The sequence below is a fragment of the Granulicella sp. S156 genome (assembly GCF_009766105.1).
Taxonomy (GTDB): Bacteria; Acidobacteriota; Terriglobia; order Terriglobales; family Acidobacteriaceae; genus Granulicella.
Genome location: NZ_LMUH01000026.1, coordinates 365,083 through 384,797, shown reverse-complemented (window position 1 = coordinate 384,797; position 19,715 = coordinate 365,083). Strand labels below are relative to the sequence as shown.

The 19,715-nt window shown below is 55.7% G+C and carries 15 protein-coding genes and 1 tRNA gene; 2 read left to right on the top strand and 14 right to left on the bottom strand.

Annotated features, from left to right (window positions below; all coding sequences use genetic code 11):
- Positions 1–10: 10 nt before the first annotated feature.
- From GSQ91_RS23140 to GSQ91_RS23130, 3 genes are read right to left on the bottom strand one after another with little or no spacing between them, the layout of a single operon-like run.
- Positions 11–1,246 carry a restriction endonuclease subunit S gene (locus tag GSQ91_RS23140; RefSeq protein ID WP_158824115.1) on the bottom strand — a complete coding sequence of 412 codons (1,236 nt, stop codon included), beginning with the start codon at positions 1,244–1,246 and terminating at the stop codon, positions 11–13.
- Between the two features lie 60 nt (positions 1,247–1,306).
- Positions 1,307–2,818, bottom strand: a complete 1,512-nt coding sequence (locus tag GSQ91_RS23135; RefSeq protein ID WP_158824114.1) for a type I restriction-modification system subunit M — start codon at positions 2,816–2,818, stop codon at positions 1,307–1,309.
- A complete protein-coding gene (locus GSQ91_RS23130; protein ID WP_216845382.1) occupies positions 2,815–3,336 on the bottom strand; it encodes a hypothetical protein in 522 nt (173 codons plus the stop codon). Before GSQ91_RS23130 ends, GSQ91_RS23135 begins: the two co-directional genes overlap by 4 nt.
- Positions 3,337–3,650: 314 nt before the next feature.
- Between GSQ91_RS23130 and GSQ91_RS23125 the strand changes: the two genes are divergently transcribed.
- Entirely contained in the window at positions 3,651–4,661 is a 1,011-nt protein-coding gene (locus GSQ91_RS23125; RefSeq protein ID WP_158824112.1) for a site-specific integrase, read from the top strand.
- Positions 4,662–4,712: 51 nt separating this feature from the next.
- Here the strand turns inward: GSQ91_RS23125 and GSQ91_RS23120 are convergent, their stop codons facing one another.
- The 4 genes from GSQ91_RS23120 to GSQ91_RS23105 all read right to left on the bottom strand — a co-directional run bounded on the left by GSQ91_RS23120 (position 4,713) and on the right by GSQ91_RS23105 (position 11,470).
- Positions 4,713–6,245 carry an alpha/beta hydrolase gene (locus GSQ91_RS23120; RefSeq protein ID WP_158824111.1) on the bottom strand — a complete coding sequence of 511 codons (1,533 nt, stop codon included), beginning with the start codon at positions 6,243–6,245 and terminating at the stop codon, positions 4,713–4,715.
- Between the two features lie 145 nt (positions 6,246–6,390).
- Positions 6,391–6,477 (bottom strand) — tRNA-Leu (locus tag GSQ91_RS23115).
- Positions 6,478–6,669: 192 nt separating this feature from the next.
- Positions 6,670–9,438 (bottom strand): glycosyl hydrolase, encoded by a 2,769-nt coding sequence (locus GSQ91_RS23110; protein WP_254064844.1) that lies wholly within the window; start codon positions 9,436–9,438, stop codon positions 6,670–6,672.
- A 52-nt stretch (positions 9,439–9,490) separates the two neighbouring features.
- Positions 9,491–11,470, bottom strand: coding sequence for a beta-galactosidase family protein (locus GSQ91_RS23105; protein WP_158824110.1), 1,980 nt, complete (start codon positions 11,468–11,470; stop codon positions 9,491–9,493).
- Positions 11,471–11,585: 115 nt separating this feature from the next.
- On the opposite strand from GSQ91_RS23105, the gene GSQ91_RS23100 reads away from it, so the two are divergent.
- The gene (locus GSQ91_RS23100) at positions 11,586–12,968 is read left to right on the top strand and encodes a rhamnogalacturonan acetylesterase (protein WP_158824109.1); all 1,383 of its coding nucleotides are present in this window, start codon (positions 11,586–11,588) and stop codon (positions 12,966–12,968) included.
- Positions 12,969–12,986: 18 nt separating this feature from the next.
- Here the strand turns inward: GSQ91_RS23100 and GSQ91_RS23095 are convergent, their stop codons facing one another.
- The 7 genes from GSQ91_RS23095 to GSQ91_RS23065 all read right to left on the bottom strand — a co-directional run bounded on the left by GSQ91_RS23095 (position 12,987) and on the right by GSQ91_RS23065 (position 19,571).
- Complete coding sequence (locus GSQ91_RS23095) at positions 12,987–14,930, bottom strand: alpha-L-arabinofuranosidase C-terminal domain-containing protein (RefSeq protein WP_158824108.1); 1,944 nt, start codon at positions 14,928–14,930, stop codon at positions 12,987–12,989.
- Between the two features lie 261 nt (positions 14,931–15,191).
- A complete protein-coding gene (locus tag GSQ91_RS23090) occupies positions 15,192–16,229 on the bottom strand; it encodes an Asd/ArgC dimerization domain-containing protein (RefSeq protein ID WP_158824107.1) in 1,038 nt (345 codons plus the stop codon).
- A 42-nt stretch (positions 16,230–16,271) separates the two neighbouring features.
- Positions 16,272–17,102, bottom strand: coding sequence for a CDP-diacylglycerol--serine O-phosphatidyltransferase (pssA, locus tag GSQ91_RS23085; protein ID WP_371417138.1), 831 nt, complete (start codon positions 17,100–17,102; stop codon positions 16,272–16,274).
- Entirely contained in the window at positions 17,102–17,728 is a 627-nt protein-coding gene (locus GSQ91_RS23080) for a phosphatidylserine decarboxylase family protein (RefSeq protein ID WP_158824573.1), read from the bottom strand. Before GSQ91_RS23080 ends, pssA begins: the two co-directional genes overlap by 1 nt.
- 9 nt (positions 17,729–17,737) lie before the next feature.
- A complete protein-coding gene (gene rimI / locus GSQ91_RS23075; RefSeq protein ID WP_158824105.1) occupies positions 17,738–18,232 on the bottom strand; it encodes a ribosomal protein S18-alanine N-acetyltransferase in 495 nt (164 codons plus the stop codon).
- Between the two features lie 140 nt (positions 18,233–18,372).
- Positions 18,373–19,005, bottom strand: coding sequence for a tRNA (adenosine(37)-N6)-threonylcarbamoyltransferase complex dimerization subunit type 1 TsaB (gene tsaB / locus GSQ91_RS23070; protein WP_158824104.1), 633 nt, complete (start codon positions 19,003–19,005; stop codon positions 18,373–18,375).
- Positions 19,002–19,571, bottom strand: coding sequence for a DUF488 family protein (locus GSQ91_RS23065; protein WP_158824103.1), 570 nt, complete (start codon positions 19,569–19,571; stop codon positions 19,002–19,004). The genes tsaB and GSQ91_RS23065 overlap by 4 nt, the downstream gene beginning before the upstream one ends.
- Between the last annotated feature and the right edge of the window lie 144 nt (positions 19,572–19,715).

Sequence of the window (19,715 nt, the reverse complement as noted above, 5' to 3'; positions counted from 1 at the left end):
TCTTTCTCCTCTAGACCTTCACTCGCCATTGCCCCATTAGGAGCTTCTGCATAAGGCCACGTTTCTGGCATTCCATTGCGGCTCGCTGAGCGCGAAGTCGAGCGAGTCCGTCTGCCTGCGTTGCAAGTACCTCTGAGATAGCCTCTTGTTCTCTGAGGGGCGGAACAGGAAACGGTATTTTGGAAAACTCACTCCAACGCAGACTTCCACGCCGATCAACAGAAGCGCTGGTGCTTACCTCAAAGATATGGCGGTACAGACTAGACTTTAGGACACTGAACGCGTAGGAACCGATGATCTTCTGGGGAGCGAACCGAAACACGGTATAAATTGGACTTACGAGTCCGACGTCTACGAGATTCTGGAGTCCTATTGAACCTTCCTCGACATGGTTGCTCGGAAAGCCGAATTCGCCTCGCCTGATCTTCTTATACGCGGCCAGATCGGAGCTAAAGACCTGCTTTTTGAAGTAATCAAGTGATTTCACAAACCCTACGTGCTTCGAGCAAGACAACACCTCAAAATCGGCATTGTTTCCGTTTCGCTCTGAAACCTCCTCGGCGATTCTTCCGATTGGGAGGCAACTCCATTGAGACGGCAGAGCAAACCACTCGTGCCGAACGTTCCTATCCGATTCCTTAAAGCGCGAAAGACGGTGCTCTCCAAAAACGAGCGAATAGGTAATGGCGGTATTTTGCTGCTGCCGCTTCCTAATGAGAGCGTCTGTTTTATCTATTGCCTCATCCCACGTCCGCAGAATCGCGGCAATCTTGAGCTGTTCGGGAAATGGGGGTAAGGGGAGTGGAATAGCGGCCAAAAGATCTGTGCTAAGACGACCAGTACCGTGGCCCGCATGATCAACGTGACGAAGAATCTCTGCTTTTCGGGCCAGCAAACAGTATGCAAGAAACTCCGAATCAACACCTTTCGATACAACGAGGGCTTTAATATCTTGATTGAATGTCGCGGGCCGATCCGACAACAGTATTGGGAGGTCTTTGAAAAGACCCATACCTCTGACAAGAACAAATATGGTATTTGGTGGCATGACTCGCAGGCAAGACGCTCCATCCGCCGTAAGGGAAAATGATGACCCCGAAAAGCGCATAGATTTCATATCCTTGACCGTAATCCATGGTATTTCCCCTCCCCAAAACTCAGAGTTAGCCTTGCTCGGCGTTCCTCCGGAATAAAAGGTAGCCAAATCCGACAACTCTTTACTTCGCCAGCCTTCAATCATTGTCATCTCGATTCTTCCTCAGCCTGTTCAAGGTTTCCCCGACGCGTCCCTGCCTTGCTGCTACCTTCACACGCCTAACTCTTTCAGGTAGCCCGCCATCCGCCCACGGACCTCGGCAAGTTCTTTCTCGATTTGAATAATCTCCCTCTGGAGCATGGCGACATCGATCTCCTCCTCTGGGACGAAGGTATCCACGTATCGCGGAATGTTCAGGTTATAGTCGTTTGCTTTGATTTCTTCCGGCGCAGCCAGGTGGGAGTATTTGCTAACCTCGGCACGTGTCTTGTAGGTTTCGAGCACTTTGCCAATGTGTGTCTCGTCCATGACGTTCTGCGTTTTGCTGAGCGTGAATTCGTTGCTGGCATCGATGAACAACACATCTTTGCGGGCTCCGTTCGCACCACCTTCCTCGCGGGAACGATCAAAGACTAATATCGCGACTGGGATTCCTGTCGTTGTGAAAAGATTCGCTGGAAGTCCGACTACTGCATCAAGAAGGTTCTCCTCGATCAACTTCGTACGTATGACTCCCTCAGCGCCAGCACGGAAGAGAACTCCATGGGGGACGATGACCGCGACACGCCCACTCTGTCGTTTAGCGATCTCGATCATGTGGGTAATGAAGCCATAGTCCCCCTTTGACTTGGGTGGAACACCTCGCCAAAAGCGGTTGTACTGATCCTTTGCGGCGTTCTCGGCTCCCCATTTATCGAGAGAGAACGGAGGATTTGCCACCACCACATCAAATTTCATAAGGTGGTCGCTCTCGATCAATGCAGGACTATTGAGGGTGTCGCACCACTCAACGCGGGCAGCATCCTTTGAGTGCAAGAACATGTTCATCCTTGCCAGGGCCCAGGTTGAGCCATTGACCTCCTGCCCGTAGAGAGCGAAGTTGTCGGAACCGACCTCTTCAGCGGCGCGGATCAGCAACGAACCCGAACCGCAAGCCGGATCGCAAATCGTGTCGCCGGACTTAGGAGCTGCCAACTTTGCGAGGAGCTTGGACACAGCAGCTGGCGTATAGAATTCACCAGCCTTTTTACCCGCGTCCGATGCAAACCGCGAGATTAGGTAGATGTAGCATTCACCGATGATGTCGCCGGTAACGCGCGATGGGCGTAGATCAAGTGCAGGCTTGGCAAAGTCTTCCAGAAGGTTATTCAGCCTGCGATTTCGGTCCTTGACCCTTCCGAGATTCGACTCTGAGTTGAAATCGATGTTTCGGAACACGCCTTCGAGCTTGCTGCGGTTTGTGTCCTCGATCTTCTCCAAGGCGATGTTGATCAGCTCGCCGATGTTCGCTTCCTTCCTCCGCTCGTAGAGGTCGTAGAAGCTGGCTCCTTCAGGGAGCACGAAGCGCTCACGCTCCAAGCGCCGGCGAATGCGGGCTTGATCGCTTCCGTATTGCTTGCGGTATTTGTCGGCATGATCGTTCCACAGGTCGGAGATGTACTTCAGGAACAGCATCACGAGGATGTAGTCCTTGTACTGACCAGCGTCCACGACGCCCCGAAATGTATCGCAAGCTGCCCATGCGGTTTGGTTGACCTGGTGCTGCGTGAGTTGATCTGTCATTTTTTCTTCCTTCCGGTAGCCACGGCCACGCTCAAATCTTTTGCTTGGCCGTTAAGAATCAGGGTTGTGAGAGTCTTACGTTTTTCAGCCGAGAGGATCGCAAGCCTTTGTTCTAGTTCTGCCAACGCGTGGATCTCGACTATCTTTCGCTGTGTTTCGATGGCCGGGACCTCAATTTCAAGAGCCGCAAGACCAGCCTTCGGCAACATCCGCATGTTGGTCCCACAGGCAATGCTGTCGAAAAAGCGTTGCGCTGGCGCTTGGTTGATAGCCCAGGCAAGGTACTGAGGCGTGATGACATGTGACTTCGGACGAAGAATCATCAGCGGCAACACGGCAAGAACAGGCTCAATGAAGCGGCCATCGAGGACTGACGCCGTATTGCGATCACCACGGGAGCGAAACACCACGTCTCCGGCACGAACAAGATACCTGTCTAACGCACCATCGATGGCGACGCGCGTGAGTCGGTCAGCAGCGATATCGCCGTTTGCGGAAATGTCTCTCAACTGGATCACAAGGACGCCTCCACTTTGCGTCGGCTCAAGACGCCCGCGTGCCGTGTACCCAGTCGAGATGGTGCATACTGAAGGAAGCTGCATAAAGTTTTCTCTGTAGTGCGATCTACAGAGTGCAACACCGCAAGCCTAGCTGTCAACAAAAAATGCAGTAGGTTGCTCTACTGCTTAAAATGTAGACTGGTAGGACGATAATCCTTAGCCTGTAAATCTGCCGATGCTTGGCAGATTTACCTGGTGATGTCTAATCACCGTGGCTGTTTTGTCGGACACCTTGGTAGCATGCGTCCGATGGAAGAGCCACCTGGGAGGGAATGATGCGCGGAGTCTACGAAAAGCCTGAAGGCAGCGGAATCTGGTGGATTCATTACTACGCTGCTGGGAAACGCCATCGTGAGAAGGTAGGTCGCAAGTCCGATGCGATCAAGCTTTACCAGAGCCGTAAGGCCGATGCGACTGCCGGTCGAAAACTTCCTGAGCTGCGCGACAGTAAGGTGGTTCGCTTCTCTGAGTTGATCGATGACGCACTAGAGTTCGTAATCGACCACAAGGATCGCCGCAGCTATGTCAGCAAAGCCGAGATCGTCCGCAAAGCCTTCGGATCGACTCCCGCCGCTGAGATTACGCCGCAAGAGCTTGAGCGTTGGCTCCGCTCCCACTGCAAGACACCCGCCACCGCGAACCGATACAAGGCATTCATCTCCCTCTGCTACCGCGAAGGCGTCCACAACAACAAGACGACCATCAATCCCGCACGGCAGGTTCGACACCGACGCGAGGGCGTTGGCCGCCTGCGCTTCCTGACTCGCGAAGAATACGACCGGCTCTACAAGGTCATCGAACGCCGGTTCCCTGAGCATCTGGCCGAGTTCATCATCTCCGTCAGCACAGGGATGCGCCTATCGGAGCAATACTCCCTCACCTGGGCACAGGTTCACCTCGACCGTCGCACCATTGACCTCACAAAGACGAAGAACGGCTCCGCACGAACGGTCCACCTCAACGCCGACTCGGTCGCTGCATTCCAAACTCTCAAACATAAATTGCACAGACCTGCCGATCCGGTCTTTTTTCGGCAAGGCCCTCGCTTCGACACACGTTCATGGTTCGTTCCCTGCTTACAGGACGCGGAGATCGAAGGCTATGTCTGGCACTGCAACCGCCACACGTTCTGCTCATGGCTGGCGATGGCGGGTGCATCGATCAAAGAGATTCAAGAACTCGCTGGACACAAGACCATCACGATGTCAGCTCGGTACAGCCATCTCTCGCCAGAGCATCGATTGTCAGTCATCGATCGGATCTCGTCGGAAAGAGCTCAATAGCTCAAGCGTCCGGCAAGACACGTCGGCTTGTGCAACACCGCGAATCAATCATTAGGATTTAAAACACCAGTATGTGCCGAGGGCGCCGGAACGCTCTTCTAAGCCAAAACGCTGGCCCGGGGCATGCCCGTGTTGAACCAGATAGTAGACATCTTGCATCAGAGGTACATCCGTTGCGAATCCAGAATGTCCCAAAAAATCAGTATCCACTAGGGACGCGTCTACGGTGTCGACTCCAGCAACGACCACGAGGCCTGCTCCCGCTTCCCCCGCACGAGCATATCCGTGCATCTTCCTTGACGTCTTCAATGCCTTATCTTGGTCAGAAGCATACAGAGTAACCCTTGAACATACACCGCGAAGAGCTTTCGCTGCCTGCTGAAAAACTCCCGAATCTACATCAGGAGCTGCAAAGATCAACTGCTTTAGAGAACCTGCGGGCAATAATGAGGTGCTCAGCGCTTGAACTACTTCTACGAGAGCACGAGATCCCATACTGTGAGCTATCAGATGCACCGCATTTGCATTTGATGATTTGCAAACATCTTCTATAAAAGTTTTAAGGTGCGGTCGGCTCCATTGGATAGCTCCTTCGTCGGACAAGTAGTCTGCTAGTTTGCCTTTGGATGGCCAACTAAACATGATTGGACCGCCGTGGAATGACAGATCGGTGGCCAACTGTGCAGTTCGCAGCGCTGCGTCGGCAAATGAGACGTTATATCCATGGACGAAGATGAAGACATCTCTCTTAGCACTTTCAACTACCGAGGCACTGAGCTGTTCCCTAAATTCGCCCTCAGATAATTCAATCGTACTAAGAAGCATGACGTGATCGTTTCTTCTGGGTCGTGCCCAAATCTTCCACTTAGGCGGTCGCTCCAATTTGCCGATCTCGTGACTCTTGGGAATGCTTACACTGCAAACGCCAAGAGAGACTGTTTCCTCTGATGCCCGCTCATTTGTGAATCTAATATTCTCCGGAGGTGACTGGGGATCCCGCTGTCGGTCTGTCCCATAAAACACCGGTACGATCAGTGACGGTGGCTCCGCGTCCTGTTTCTGTCCCCTGGGTTCTTCTTCTCTGTCCTCGGGACCTTCATTCCTCAAGAATCCAGTCAGTGCGATCTCTTCAATTGATGTGGCATCGGATGAGAACTCCTCGCGGCTCTTTAAATAGCTGGTGATTACACCCTGATCTTGCCTCTGCCCTCGAGGCACACCAATACCGAGAAGAGATCCTTGGTCATCCACGAGGACCATTCGAGATGACTCAACAGGCTCATCCTCATTCCACGCTGTACGCCAAACACGTTTCTTTACTGCTGTTGCTCCGTGTTCTCGCAAATGGAGAACGTCTGATGCAATGGAAAACGGCTTCGCGTCACCGAAACGTTCAATCAACTCGCGCTTTCGAAACGGGAAGAACTCTGTCTTTTCCTCTGCGGCAGCTTGGGCCAAGACAAGCCATTGGTTAGAGCGCAAAGTTCTCAAGATTCCCCAAATAGGGGCAATCGGTTGAGCAGCTTCAGTGATCTCGTAGTTGGATACCCAATGGACCGAGCCGCGGATTGCAAGTGAATTCATAGGAGACCAATTATCCCCTAATTTAGGGGCACAGTTCACGCAATGACGATCTGCGAAAAATCAACAGCCACCAAAACAGCCACCAGACGATTTTGGCTCCTCAGAAATCGAGGAGCCAATTACCTATAAGTCTTTTATTATCTTTTGGTGCCGGGAGGGGGAATCGAACCCCCATGAGGTTGCCCTCGGCGGATTTTGAGTCCGCTGCGTCTGCCAGTTCCGCCATCCCGGCGCTGCACTCTAAGTGCAAGGTATTGAACTACTTACGTTGAGGCCAAAATATCACTGTAATGACGTTACGACCCGGTCGCACTTTCGTTCAAAGCCTTATCAGTATCGCATAGGGCGTTGGACTGAGGCTAGTCGAGAACCAGCATGTCGGCAGTTCATCTGAAGGTCATGGGTCCCGCGCCTTTTCTTCGCATCATTTGGCCTCCAGGAGTTGAACTCCGCTGAGTATCCCGGACGGAAGAGGCTCGAGGTGGTCCATATTTTGCGGTGTGAAGCGCACACCATATTGGGCGTTGAGCGCACTGTAGTCAGCCGGAGCCAGGCCCGCAAGAGCGTTGGTGCCAGTGTTCGCCACACTAATCTCGATGCGATTTTCCCCAGGCTTGAGGGCGCCCATAACATCAAGGCGATAGGGTGGCCGCCACACCGAGCCGACCCGTTGACCGTTGATGACGATCACTGCCGCCTCGCGGATAGGGCTTTCCAATAGCGCGCGTGTCCCATTGCTCCTGATATCTGGAGTGGGAGCAGTAGCAGTTCCCTTTCCGAAATCGAGTACAAGAGATTTCGCACCTGCCAGATCAGACGCGCTCAGGGTCACAGTCTTCGTATAGACGGCAACGCCAGAGAAGAAACGCAGAGCCGGATCTTCCGTCCAGGAGGAAGGCTCGTGCAGCGTGCGTTCAGGAAATACGGTTTGATCGCGGCCTTCGAAGCTGACCTTCCAGTCATGGCTCCAGTTGGCGACAAGGGTTGCCGCAGATTGGTGCACGAGTTGCTCGTGGTCAGCCGGAACATCGCTGAACACGATCACGCGTGACTCATAAGGCGCCAGGTTGAGTTCCATCGGTTTCATGTCGACCGCATACACGGAGCCTGAGAAAGGATCCCAGGAAGAAACTGCTTTCCGTGATGCGCGAAAGCTAGCGGTCGCATGTATCTCCTGATTGCTGGTATTCGCAAGAAAGTAAACATCTGCATCGCTGAGCTTGCGATGCAGGAAGCCGACGACACTTGCCCCGCCGGAGAGTTGCAGATCGGGCGTGAGTGCCTCATGCAAAGCAGCACCAAGATCGCTCTCGCTGGACACAACACGCGCGTTTGGATTCTTCGCAAACAGGGCTTGTGAAAGCTGTTTCACTTCATCCGTAATTGCGGCAGCATTCGCAAAACCAGGAGCGCGGCTGGGGACGGACCCCACAGCGATCACTTTGCCTCCATGCCGGCTATACGCCGCGATGGCCTTGAGCGTTTCAGGAGATAGACGCTCGACGTGCGGCAGAATGAGCACGGGGTAGGTAATACCGACGCTCTTGATGGCCTCCGCATCGATGTAATCGACGTTGTACCCAGCTCCAAGAATCTGCTGCATCAACTCTGGCGTAACGTACTTCGGCATATTGTCGGAGAGGCTGACCTTGCCGAGCTTGAACTCAGAATAGGCATCGTCATTAGGCAGAAGGACGGCGATATCATTCGCCGGCTTGCCCTGGCGCAGCAGATAACTTACGCGCTGGAGATATCCAGTTACATCTGGCATCACAATCCACCACGGATTGTGGTCATTAAAGACAGCAGCTGCATAGAACGCCCATCCCGGCTCTGCTACGCCAGGAGGACTGTAGGGCCAACCATGGCCTATGAGTTGATTGGAACCTTCGAGGAAAAAGCAGTCGGCCTCCGCCTTCATATCCAGCGGAGTAGCGCGAAAGACTGGCGAATGCAACCACGTCCACGTCTCCGTCGATGTAACAGGACGGCCATACAGGTGACTCGCCGAAGTGGCCCATCGCGTATAGGAGAAGCGGTTCCACTGCGGCCCCTCACCTTCAGGCAGAGTGACCAGACTGTTGCTCGAAAGCGAGACCGCTGGATCACCATACGTCTGCGAGCGAAAACGCGTGTGGTGAGCGATAGCCCAATCATTAACTGGGGTGAGATACCGCTCGTCGATAAGCTCCGTGAGCGTGAGCCCCCAATCATGACGCAGTTCCGAGCTAACTTCGTCCGTGCCACTCACAAGTTCCGGCAGATGCGGCGTGAGATCGTAACCGCGGCGGCGTTGAAACTCCGGCAAAAGATCGCCAGTCCAATCGGCGCCATAGACCTCAAGGCTATCGCTAAAGACCGAATAGGGCGGTGTGTCGCCAAAGGCCTGCATCAGGGGCTCACCAACGGTGTGCAGATGATCCTCTACAGCAGCGCGGTTGAAGTGATCGAGCACAAAACCGTTGGCGTCCACCGCCGCGCGCTTTACCTGCTGGCCGGTACGGCTCGCGATATAGAACACAACCACGCGTGGCCCAGCCCCGGCGGCTAACTCGATGCGTCCATCATTCGCCTTACTGGAGAGCATCTTCAGGTTCCCAGCATCGTACTGCTTTGCGCTGCCAGGTCCCGCAAACACGGCGACCAGACTCTCGCCATCCTTCATCACAGGCACGGGCGACGACGCATCTCCAGAAGCAACATCGCTTGCAACAACACGCAGACGGGCAGAAGCTTCCTCCACCGGCACATGCTTGCCGCCATACGGCCACCCACTCGCCAGGGTCATATCGACCCTCATGCCATTCTCGTGCGCCGTCTTCGACGCAAAGCTCACCGCATCAAGAAAGTCCTTTGAAAGATAAGGAAGATTGCGAATATTCTTCTGCGGGTCATCAAGCGCCAGAGCGTACACCGGCTGAATCTCGAAGCCGCCTATTCCACCCGACTTCATCGCCAGGATCTCGCGCTGAAGCTCGGGCTTCGTGACGGCCGGTCCAAACCACCACCATCGCATCAGCACACGCGCATCGTCCGGAGGATGTACAAAATCTCGTTGCACCGCAGCAATCTTTTCCCTGCCAACAGTCGTCTCTTCCTGCGACAACGCCGCGGTTGAAACCAACGCCAGCGACAACGCCGTCACAAGAGCGCAACGTCTCTTACGACCGTTCCACATTCTTCCGAGGAGCATGCTTTCCATCTCCTGATTTACGCCCATCTGGACTCAACCTCGCAACTGTTTCTTAATCAATCTTTGGAGACGCTGCCACCTTCGAGGGCTGCGCAATCTCCGGGGTCTTCGCGTTCAATATCGGTTGGGCAAGGCCTGCCAACATCGGCTTGCCGTTCGTGGCTCGGAACAGATCAAAGATCACCACCTCATTACTTCCAGAATGCAACCACGGAGCGGGAACATAGAGCGTCTTCTGCGGCCCCTCATTCCAGTATCGGCCCATCGCATGTCCATTGATCCAGAGCGCCCCCTTGCCGAGTGCGCTTACATCGAGAAAGACATCGCCCGGTTTACTTGTCTTGAAGCTTGCAAAGAAGAAATGGGGGCCGGCAGTTGCAATCTTTTCTTCAGCGCCGCCGCTCTTGACGGGACGCATCTTGCCGGCATCTTCCATGGGGAGTGAATAGTTCTCCCAGCCCATCAGCGGCGCTCCTGCCAAGTGAACAGAGCGCGTTATGCCCTTCACTTCTCCGCGCATCATCTTCGTTGAGTTGATGCGCCCAGAGTTCTCCACCAGAATATCGAGGCGCGCCCCTTTTGAAGCCTTCAATTCAACGCGATCCTGCTTGAGTCTCCGATCGACCGTTCCAATCAATTGGCCATCCACATAGACGAGCGCATAGTCATGCACTTCGTCTAGAACCAGCGGCCCATCCGCTGCAGCATCGAGTCTCTTCCGGTAAAGGATGTAGCCATACGATTGCCCAAGCGCTTCCATCGTCTCTGGATTCTCGGACTTGACGGACTTAGGCAGATGCCCCCAGAGAGAGCTTGCATGGTTAACGGGGAATGGGCCCAATGTGACTACCGGCGGCGAAGCAGGTACAGGCGGCAATGGACTACTCGAATACTTCGCGAGAACTTCACGATACGCATAGAACTTCGGCGTTGGATGCCCTGCTTCATCCAGTGGAGCATCGTAGTCATAGCTGGTAACGTCCGGCAGATAGTTCCCGCCTGTCCAACTCGCCCCGCTCATGAATCCAAAACTCGTCCCACCATGAAACATGTAGATATTGAGCGACGCTTTATGGCTGAGAATGTAGTTCAGGTCTTCGACCTGCTTATCGATAGGCCGCGTCTCATGCGGATGCCCCCAATGATCGAACCACCCCGGCCAGTACTCCGTCGCAAACAACGGCTGCCCCGGCCGCTCTTTCGCGAGCGCTGTCAGCCCCTGCACCGAACCTCCAGTGCCGAAGTTCACTCCCGAATACACGCCGTCCAACTCACCTGAAGCAAGGCTCTTCGACGGATCGACGGTATAGAGCATCGATCGAGTAAATCCCGCACGCACGAAGATCTCCTTCATATGCTCCATGTAGCTGTGATCGTTGGAAAAGTTGCCGTACTCATTCTCCACTTGCACCGCAATAATCGGCCCACCAAGTCCAACCTGCAGCGGCGCAACCTCCTGCGCCAGCCGTTTGATCCAGCGTTCCACCGGGATCATGAAGGCATCGTCGTTGCTGCGCAGTGCCTTACTCATCTTTGGATCGGCCAGCAGCCACGCAGGAAATCCGCCGTACTCCCACTCCGCGCAGGAGTACGGACCAGCCCGCAGCAGCACGTTCAGATGTTCCTTCTGCGCCAGTCTCACGAACGCCGCCAGATCCAGGTCGCCCGAGAAATCATAAACACCTGGCGTGGGCTCATGCACATTCCAGAAAACATAAGTAGCGATCGTGTTCAGGCCCATCGCTTTGGCCATCTCCATGCGCGCTTGCCAGTACTGATGCGGTATGCGCTCGTAGTGCATCTCGCCCGAGAGTAACTGGACAGGCTTCCCATCGAGTTCGAAATGATCTCCCACGACCGCAAAGCCTGATCCGCTTTCGGCGCTCTTCTGTACCTGTGCCAAAGCGTTCGAGCTCTCGCCAAAAACAAAGCAGAGCAAACCGGCAAGCACTGCCGCGGCAAAGGCCGTCCTTCCAACGGGACACCGAAACTTGCTGAGGGTCTGCCGCACGCGAGAACATCTGACGACCATGCTTTACCTTCCAACTGCAAACTCTATGTAGCGCAATAAGCTAATGTCAATAGGAAAATAATTTTATATAATAGAGTTGTATATCATCGCTGCGTCTGATTCATCGAGGAACCGCATGTTTCTATACTGGCGTCGCGCCTATAAAAACTCAAAAACACTCTTCCGCAACATCGCGGTGTTTAGCTCAATTACCCTCGCTTTATGCAGCGTGACGACGGCCCAACCCGTCTGGCACTTCGACTGCGCGGGGAAACAATCTGCTGCTCAAGAGAAGCCATTATCTGCGGCAACCATCTACAAGAGCCCCTCCCGTCCGGTATCTGCCTCCGACACCTTTCCAGCATTCGGATTCGACCTTGGCACCTCACCCACGAGCTTTGCAAGCAGCTCCTGCAGCAGCGTTCAACCCTTCTTCTTCTCGATCGCAGTTCCGGATGGAAACTATCAGGTAACGCTCACTCTTGGCGGCCCCGCTGCGTCGACAACCACGGTACGCGCCGAATCACGCCGCCTCTTTATCAATCAAATGGAAGTCGCCGCGGAAAAATCCAGACGCGTCACCTTCAACGTCAACGTCCGCTCTGCAGCCATCTCTGCGCTGGGATCAGCACCACCGTCAAAGGTGGCACTGAAGCTACGCGAAATTGGCGCACTGGACTGGGACGAAAAGCTCACGCTTGAGTTCAATGGCGATCATCCCAGCGTACGCTCCATCTCCATCCAACCAATCGACCATGTTCCTACGCTTTACCTTGCCAGCGACTCAACGGTCGTCGATCAGGACAAAGAACCATGGGCCGCATGGGGCCAGATGTTGCCCGTCTTCTTCGGCCCGCGCCTCTCTATCGCCAATGAGGCAGAGTCTGGTGAAACCATTCGCAGTTTCGTAGGGGAGCACCGCCTTGCAAAGATTCTGTCCACCATTCGCCCCGGCGACTATCTCATGATTCAGTTTGGTCACAACGATCAAAAACCAGGTAACGGTTACGTTCCAGCAGCCACAGATTTCAAGACCTATCTTCTGCAATACATCACCGAGGCCCGCGCCCACGGCGCCACTCCGATTCTGGTGACACCGATGAACCGCCGTAACTTCGACGCCGACGGAAAGATCGTTCAGACACTCGGTGATTATCCAGCCGCGATGCGCGAGGTCGCCGAACAACAGAAGCTCGCGCTCATCGACCTGAATGCCATGAGCAAAACTCTATTTGAAACCATGGGCGAGACCGGAACGTTGCACGCCTTTGTCCACTATCCCGCCAATACTTTCCCCGGACAGACCGAAGAGCTGAAGGACAACACACATTTCAACTCCTACGGAGCCTACGAGCTAGCCCGCGCCATCGTGCAGAATATTCGCGACCAGAAGCTTCCACTGGCACGCTATCTTCGTCTACCAATACCACCTTTCGATGCATCCCACCCAGACGCGTTTGCCGATTGGGAACTACCGCCCAGCCCCAGCGTCTCTGCTGTTACTCCCTATGGCAGATAGCAAACGAATTTAAATCCGTTATCTCAACGGTATGTCGATTACCTGGATCGTGAATTGCGGCACAACCTGGTTGAACTCGTGCCCCTTGAAATGCAGGGTCGATACAACAGGTTGGATCGCCTTCGGCAAAGTAATCGAGTTCGTAGCCTCGAAGCTGGCGGCATGCAGTGAATCGATCTGCGCCACAGAGTCTCCCACCGAGATACCCGTGAGACGAATCCTCAGCGCCTGGTCTACATCCGACGCGTTGACCAGCTTCAAGTGCAGTACGTGGTCCTTCGAAGAAACCGTTGCAGAATAAAAGAACCTCGCACCCGCACCTGTAATCGTTGTCTGTGCCGCACCATCACCGAGATGCGTAGCAAAGAGGCACTGCGCGTAGTAACTCGGCGACCCGTAGCTGTTGGACTCGTCATAGCCGATCAAGTCAGTCGGCCACTGCATCGCCTCTGGGTTCACGTTGGTCAGCAGTGGTGCGTAGCTCGCCATCAGGATTAAATCGCTGTTCCGCTCCATCGCGGTCATCCAGGCAGCGTCGCCAAGAGCATCGCCGAAGTTTGGCGTTGGTGAGCCGGAACGCGTCGCCCACTCTCCGACAAAGATCTTCGGCCCGGTGCGTGGCTCATTGTCATAGTGGTGTACCAGATCGAACATCGCAGCAGGAGATTTATAGAAGTGATCGTCGATCAGGTCAGGCTGCTCGCCTGCATTCGCTTCTTTTACGCGAGTCGTCGCAATCAGTTTGTACTGTGGATAGTGCTGGCGCAATGCCTGGGCGAACTGCGCAAACCTCGCATCATAGCTATGCGACTTGTCGAATTCATCTTCATTGCCAATCTCAATGTAGTGCAAAGGGAAGGGCGCCGGATGGCCATCACGAGCACGCTCGGCTCCCCACTTGGTCGAAACATCGCCAGTTACATATTCCACTTCATCCACGGCAGACTGCACATAGGGTTCGAGATCATGGCCAGTCGCAACATGCTCTCCCTTCAAAGCATAGCCCGCATAGACCGCAAGCACAGGCTCAACGTGCAAGTCCTCGCACCACTCCAAAAACTCCAGCAGCCCCAGTCCGTCAGTCGACCAATAACTCCACGGCGCCTGGTGTCCAGGACGATTCACACGCGGCCCAATCGTCTTCTTCCAGTCGTACCAATCCGCCAGAGTATCGCCTTCAAGATAGTTCCCTCCCGGCAGCCGAAGAAAGTGCGGATGCATCGCGGCCATCAGCGCCATAAGATCGGGACGAAGGCCGTCGGGTCTATCGTTGAACGTCGGAGGAAAGAGCGACACCAGCTGCAGCCACAAGGTCTCGGGATGCGCCACAGTAAGCTGCAGATGATTCTTCGACGACGCCGCAATCGCTCCCGTAGTCAGTGAGAGGTTGTACTGCGACCATCCGCCTGCATGCAGCGCAACCTGGGCTTCTGCCAGCACCGCACCGCTATCGTCGCTGATCAAACGCACGGTAAGCGGGCCAGGACTTGCGCCATCCACCTTGGCATACAGTGATCCGCGGTATGCGGTGTGCGCCCGCAAGGCGATACCCCAGTAACCGGAGTTGCTCACGCCTGCCTCATTGCCAGACGATGCGGAAGCAACCTCGAGCTTAAGACTGGAGGAGAGGGCAGCACTTGGACCCGTGGTCTTATCCAGACTCATAGCAGCGCCAGCATCTCCGTTACGCACTAGCTCCCAACCCTGTATACCCGACCAGATATTGCGAAACGTGGGGTTACGCACGAGTTCCGCATAGAGGCCGCCGTCATAGGAATGGTTGATCTCCTCGGTCATCAGGCCATAGAGCGTCGGACTGACAGGGCTGACAATCTTCGCCGCATCTACCGTGAGTTGCGCTGAAGCAGCTGGGGCACTCTGTCCTTGTGCAGCAAGACTGGAGCCGCAGAGAAACAAGAGTGCGACAAAGCAGAGAGACTGAAAACGGATACCTGGGGTCATAAGGAGCTCGCTCGCGAGTTTGAGAAAACGTTTCCCCAATAAGCTATCAGAAATCTACGATCCTCGGCACCAGCCCATTAAACTCTGGGCACGGACTGCAATCCTTCGACATACACCCTAAAAATTTGCCGCAAAGTGCGCTAAGGGAGAAAAGGTTCGCCACGACAGCCGTAGCGAACCTTTGCGTTTTTCCTTCGCGACCTTTGCATCAAGGCTTTTGCCGTTGTTTGTTCTCGCATACGCAAGCCAACACCCTGCGCGCTATTGCACCTTACCCGCAGGCCGCAACGCCACCAGCTCCATCGCACACGCGGAAGCATTCCGCGCAGCAAGACGAAGATTGTCGACCGCCATCCATAGCCAGAACCCATTCTCTGCAGAAGGCTCCGTACGAACGCTGACCAGCATCTGTGCCTGTTCAATCACGCTCATATTGCTGGGCTCCGGCTCATCCGGCCCAACCACGCTGACCATCCCGCCCTGCAGGGCCTTCACCACATCCGCCAGCTTCTGTTTTTCCCCGAACTCTGCAAAAACTGAGGCTGTATAGCCATTGAATACCGGAGCCTGCAGCAACTGGAGCGCCAGCGCCGATAGGGCTTCCCCGCCCGCGATGTCCCCAAAGTGCAGCCGCACCTGCGCGGTCAGCTTGCTGAGATCCAGCTTCGCCGCAGCACCCAGCGCCGCATTCAGATTGAACGAAACCTGCGTGTCGTACACATCCTTGGGCAGCGACTGAAACGATAGTGTCCCTACCGTCTGCTGGTGCAGTTCTTCAAGCCCCTCTCTGCCCTGCTGCGAAGCCGGTTCCAGAACCGTTGCCACCAGGCGCGCCGTCTTCCACTTCCCCCGCAGCCGAGCCGCCAGCATCGCCAGCATCACCGCCGCAGGATGCGCCGGCACGATGACCTTTGTCGTCAGATCGGGAGCGGGCGTCGTCCCTGCTTCAGTGGTCTCGATCAACGGACACCGTACCAGAACACCCTTCTCGTTCTCGAGCGCGAAGCTCAAATCGATGACGCTCGCTCCTGCAGTCAGCGCGTCCTTCCAGTGTTTGCGCGTCGTTGCGGCATCGCCGGCAAAAAACACCACATCGATCCCCACAAAGGAGACAGGTCCGATCTCCTGAATCACCATGGGCTCATCGCCCGCAGCCGTCACCTGTCCAGTGACGTCACCCGTGTCGAACAGTGCAATATCCCAGGTCGCAACCAATGACGCGTTCAACTCGTCCGCGAGCTCTTTTCCCAAAATGCTGGACGCTCCAACGATCGCCGCCTTTATAAGTCTTCCGGCCAAGCTATTTCTCCTTCGGCTACGTCGCAGTTCAGCAGCTCGCGTTTAATTCGATGCGTTACGACGTCCCCACGAGTAGGCCAGCCGCGCCAGAACACCCGACAGCAGATAGACCATCGCAATAATGATCAACGCATATCGTGAAAACACGATAACCAGCGCCAGCGCAACCACCAGCAGGAGAACCCCGCGCACGGGCTGCTTCTCCGCCAGGTTCATCTCCTTGCCGCTCCAGAATCGCCAACTGCTCACCATCAAAAAACCGGTGAACGCCAGCAACGCCAGCCAGACCGCGGAAAGCCACAGGTCATGAATCGGCGACCCCTGCTCAAAGTGAACGACCGCCGCAATCACGCCAGCCCCAGCCGGAATCGGCATACCGACGAAGTACTTCCTGCCCGGCCGCCCGGGGTTACGTGGCTGCGGATTCACACTGATGTTGAACCTCGCCAACCGGCACGCGCCGCAGATGAGGAACAGAAAGCAGATGACGATTCCCAGGCCGTGCAGCCGATCATCCACCACGGGATACGCTGATGGCAGCACAGCATGCACTCCCCAAAGGTAAGCAAGCAGGCTCGGCGCAACACCGAAGGTAATGACGTCGGCCAGCGAGTCGAACTCTTTACCGAAATCGCTGGAGGTATTGGTCATGCGGGCGACACGTCCGTCCAGCCCATCGAACATCACCGCAAAGCCAATCGCCAGCGCAGCGTGATCGAAGGCCCGGGGATCGCCCCCAACCCCGCGGATACTCTCCGTCAGTGCGTAGTAACCCGCCGCGATATTGCCTGCTGTAAACAGAGACGGCAGCACATACATGCCACGACGCTGCGGCAGGCGTTTCGGCGCGTCCTCTAAAACTGGCATTGCCATCAGACGGCCCCATCCGGCATGGCAGCGAGTACGGAGCTCCCACCCTTGACCCGATCTCCGACCTTCACGCTCAACTTGGCCTCAGGGGGAAGCAGCACATCCACTCGCGAACCGAACTTGATCAACCCCATGCGCTGGCCGCGTTCCACACGGTCACCCACCTTAAGGTTGCAGACGATGCGCCGCGCCAGAAGACCGGCGATCTGCTTGAAACTGACCAGATAGCTCCCAGTATTGATCGTGACCAGCGTCTGCTCGTTATGGACGGAAGACTCTGGCCGCATCGCGTTCAGAAACTGACCTTCACGAAACTCCACCAGCTCCACCGTGCCGCCCACCGGCACACGATTCACGTGGACATCGAAGACGTTGAGGAAGATCGTCACACGCAGGCGTCCGCCGGCAGTCGTCTCTATCCATTCTGCCTCTTCCACCTTGCCGTCAGCCGGTGAGACGATAAGCCCAGCACCAGCAGGCACTTTGCGCGAGGGATCGCGAAAGAACCAGACAAAGAACATCGCCAGCACCACTGGGATGGCCGTCAGGCTCCCAATTTCCGTGAAGTGCCAGACAATCGCCGCCACAACCAACAGGGCGAGCCCATAAAAAATTCCGTCGCGAACCATAGTCACCGATTATAAATCTGCTGCGTTAGAAAGACTTACAGACATCAACACCGCGTCATCGGGAGGGTCGGAATAATACCCGCGGCGAAGACCGGTTTCCTTAAAACCCAGGCGATCATACAACGCACGAGCTTCCGCGTTCGCCGATCTTACTTCAAGCAGCATCTCCCGCGCACCTGCCTGACGCCCCCAAAGTATGACCGCGCCCGACAACGCCCCTCCCACCCCAAGCCTGCGCCGCTCCGGATCGACCGCGATACTCTCCAACTCCGCCTGATCGGCAACAACCGCCGCAACCGCAAACCCCACAATCCGCTTGCCGTCCCCAGCGACAAACAGCGCTCGATTCAGCTTTATCTCCCCAGGCTCCTGCAAAAGAATGTCGCGATAAACCGGCTCCCCCCAGTGCGGCGCCTCCGGCACAGCCCTCTCAATACGCAACACCTCGGCCAGGTCTTCGGGCTGCGCACGTCGGATTTCGAGCGACTTCGAGAAGATACTCATAGGGATCTATTGAAACCGCGCCTCTGCCTTTGCCCTTGCTTTTGCTTTTCTGTTTGTCATTCCGAGCGGAGCGAGCGAACCTGCTGTCTCCCGTTTTTCGTTCGCAGCTCACAAAAAGCGAGCAACTCAAAGCTACTTTGTCACCTCACCGCCACCTTCGCATAGATATCCCTCTCCCCCCGAACATAATTCGCATCTATCGTCGCAACATCACTCCCACCCTCTTGCAACCCTCGCAACACGGCTGGCAAAGCATGTTCAGCCCTCAGAAGATGAAGTTCAGGCCGCAGCACCGCAATCTGCTCCACTAACTTTGATTCAGCGACCACAACTCGCTTCGCATACGCCTTGGTCAGCAAATCGTCGCGATGGCAAAGCGCATCCTGTGCCTCCTCGCCAGACCGCACGATGCGGACATAATACTCACCCCGCCCAGCGTCGAGCACAGCGTATCCATCCACAAGCGCCGCAGCCTCTGCCAGCACAGCCAGCCGCGATACCGCAGCCAGCGGCAGGCTCGCAGCCTCGCACAATCCCTTGGCCGCTGCCAGCCCCACACGCACGCCCGTAAAGGACCCTGGCCCAGCCACAACGCCAATCCCATCAAGCTTCGATAACGCCCATCCCTTTGATTGCAGCAGTCGCGTTACGGCAGGCAAAAGAGCGGACGACGACCCACGCTCCGGCAGCATCTCGCTGGCGGCAATCGTCTCGCCCTCGCTCAACGCCACACTTCCCACTTCACCGCAGGTGTCGATCAGCAAAAGCCTCACTCGTCCTCCCCTTTATCACCCGCTCCGAGCATACCGCCAAAGAGCTCGCCATTCTCGGCCGGATACCAGACCCGGTCCCCCTCCACGCGCGCAAAGCGCGTCATCTCATGAGGCTTCCGCGAACTCCCGCCTTCGGGAGTAACCAATATATCTTCAACCTCAACACCGCGAGCGAGCATAGCGTCGGCAATCAGCGAACGATGACACCCCCACGGAACCGCCTCGGCGCACATCACCGCCAGAGGCTTCTTCTGGGCCAACAGCCACTCAATCTCGCTCTGGAACGCAGCGGTCTCCATATAGTCCGCATAGCCGCGAAAGCTGTTCACTCGCCAGCCGGTGTTGATGCTGTCTTTACGCGCCTCCCGCCACCCTCCCAACCCCTTGCGCCACACCGGCTCGATTCCCGCCTCCCGCAACGACGCAAACAGCGTCTCCTGCCCAAACTGCGGATGCCTCCGCGACCCAGGACGGCTCCGCACATCGACCAGCAACTCAACACCACTCTCCCCAAGCGCTCGCAGAAACGCTTCGATCCTCAGCGTCGAATGTCCGATCGTCATCATAGGACTCTCCTGCAACAAGAGGTTCACGCTTCAGGTGCAACCCATCAATTGCAACCCACCAATATTGCACCCCACCAATATTGTCATCTCGACCGAAGCGTCATGGCTTTATCGTGACGCGTAGTGGAGAGACCCCTGTATTTT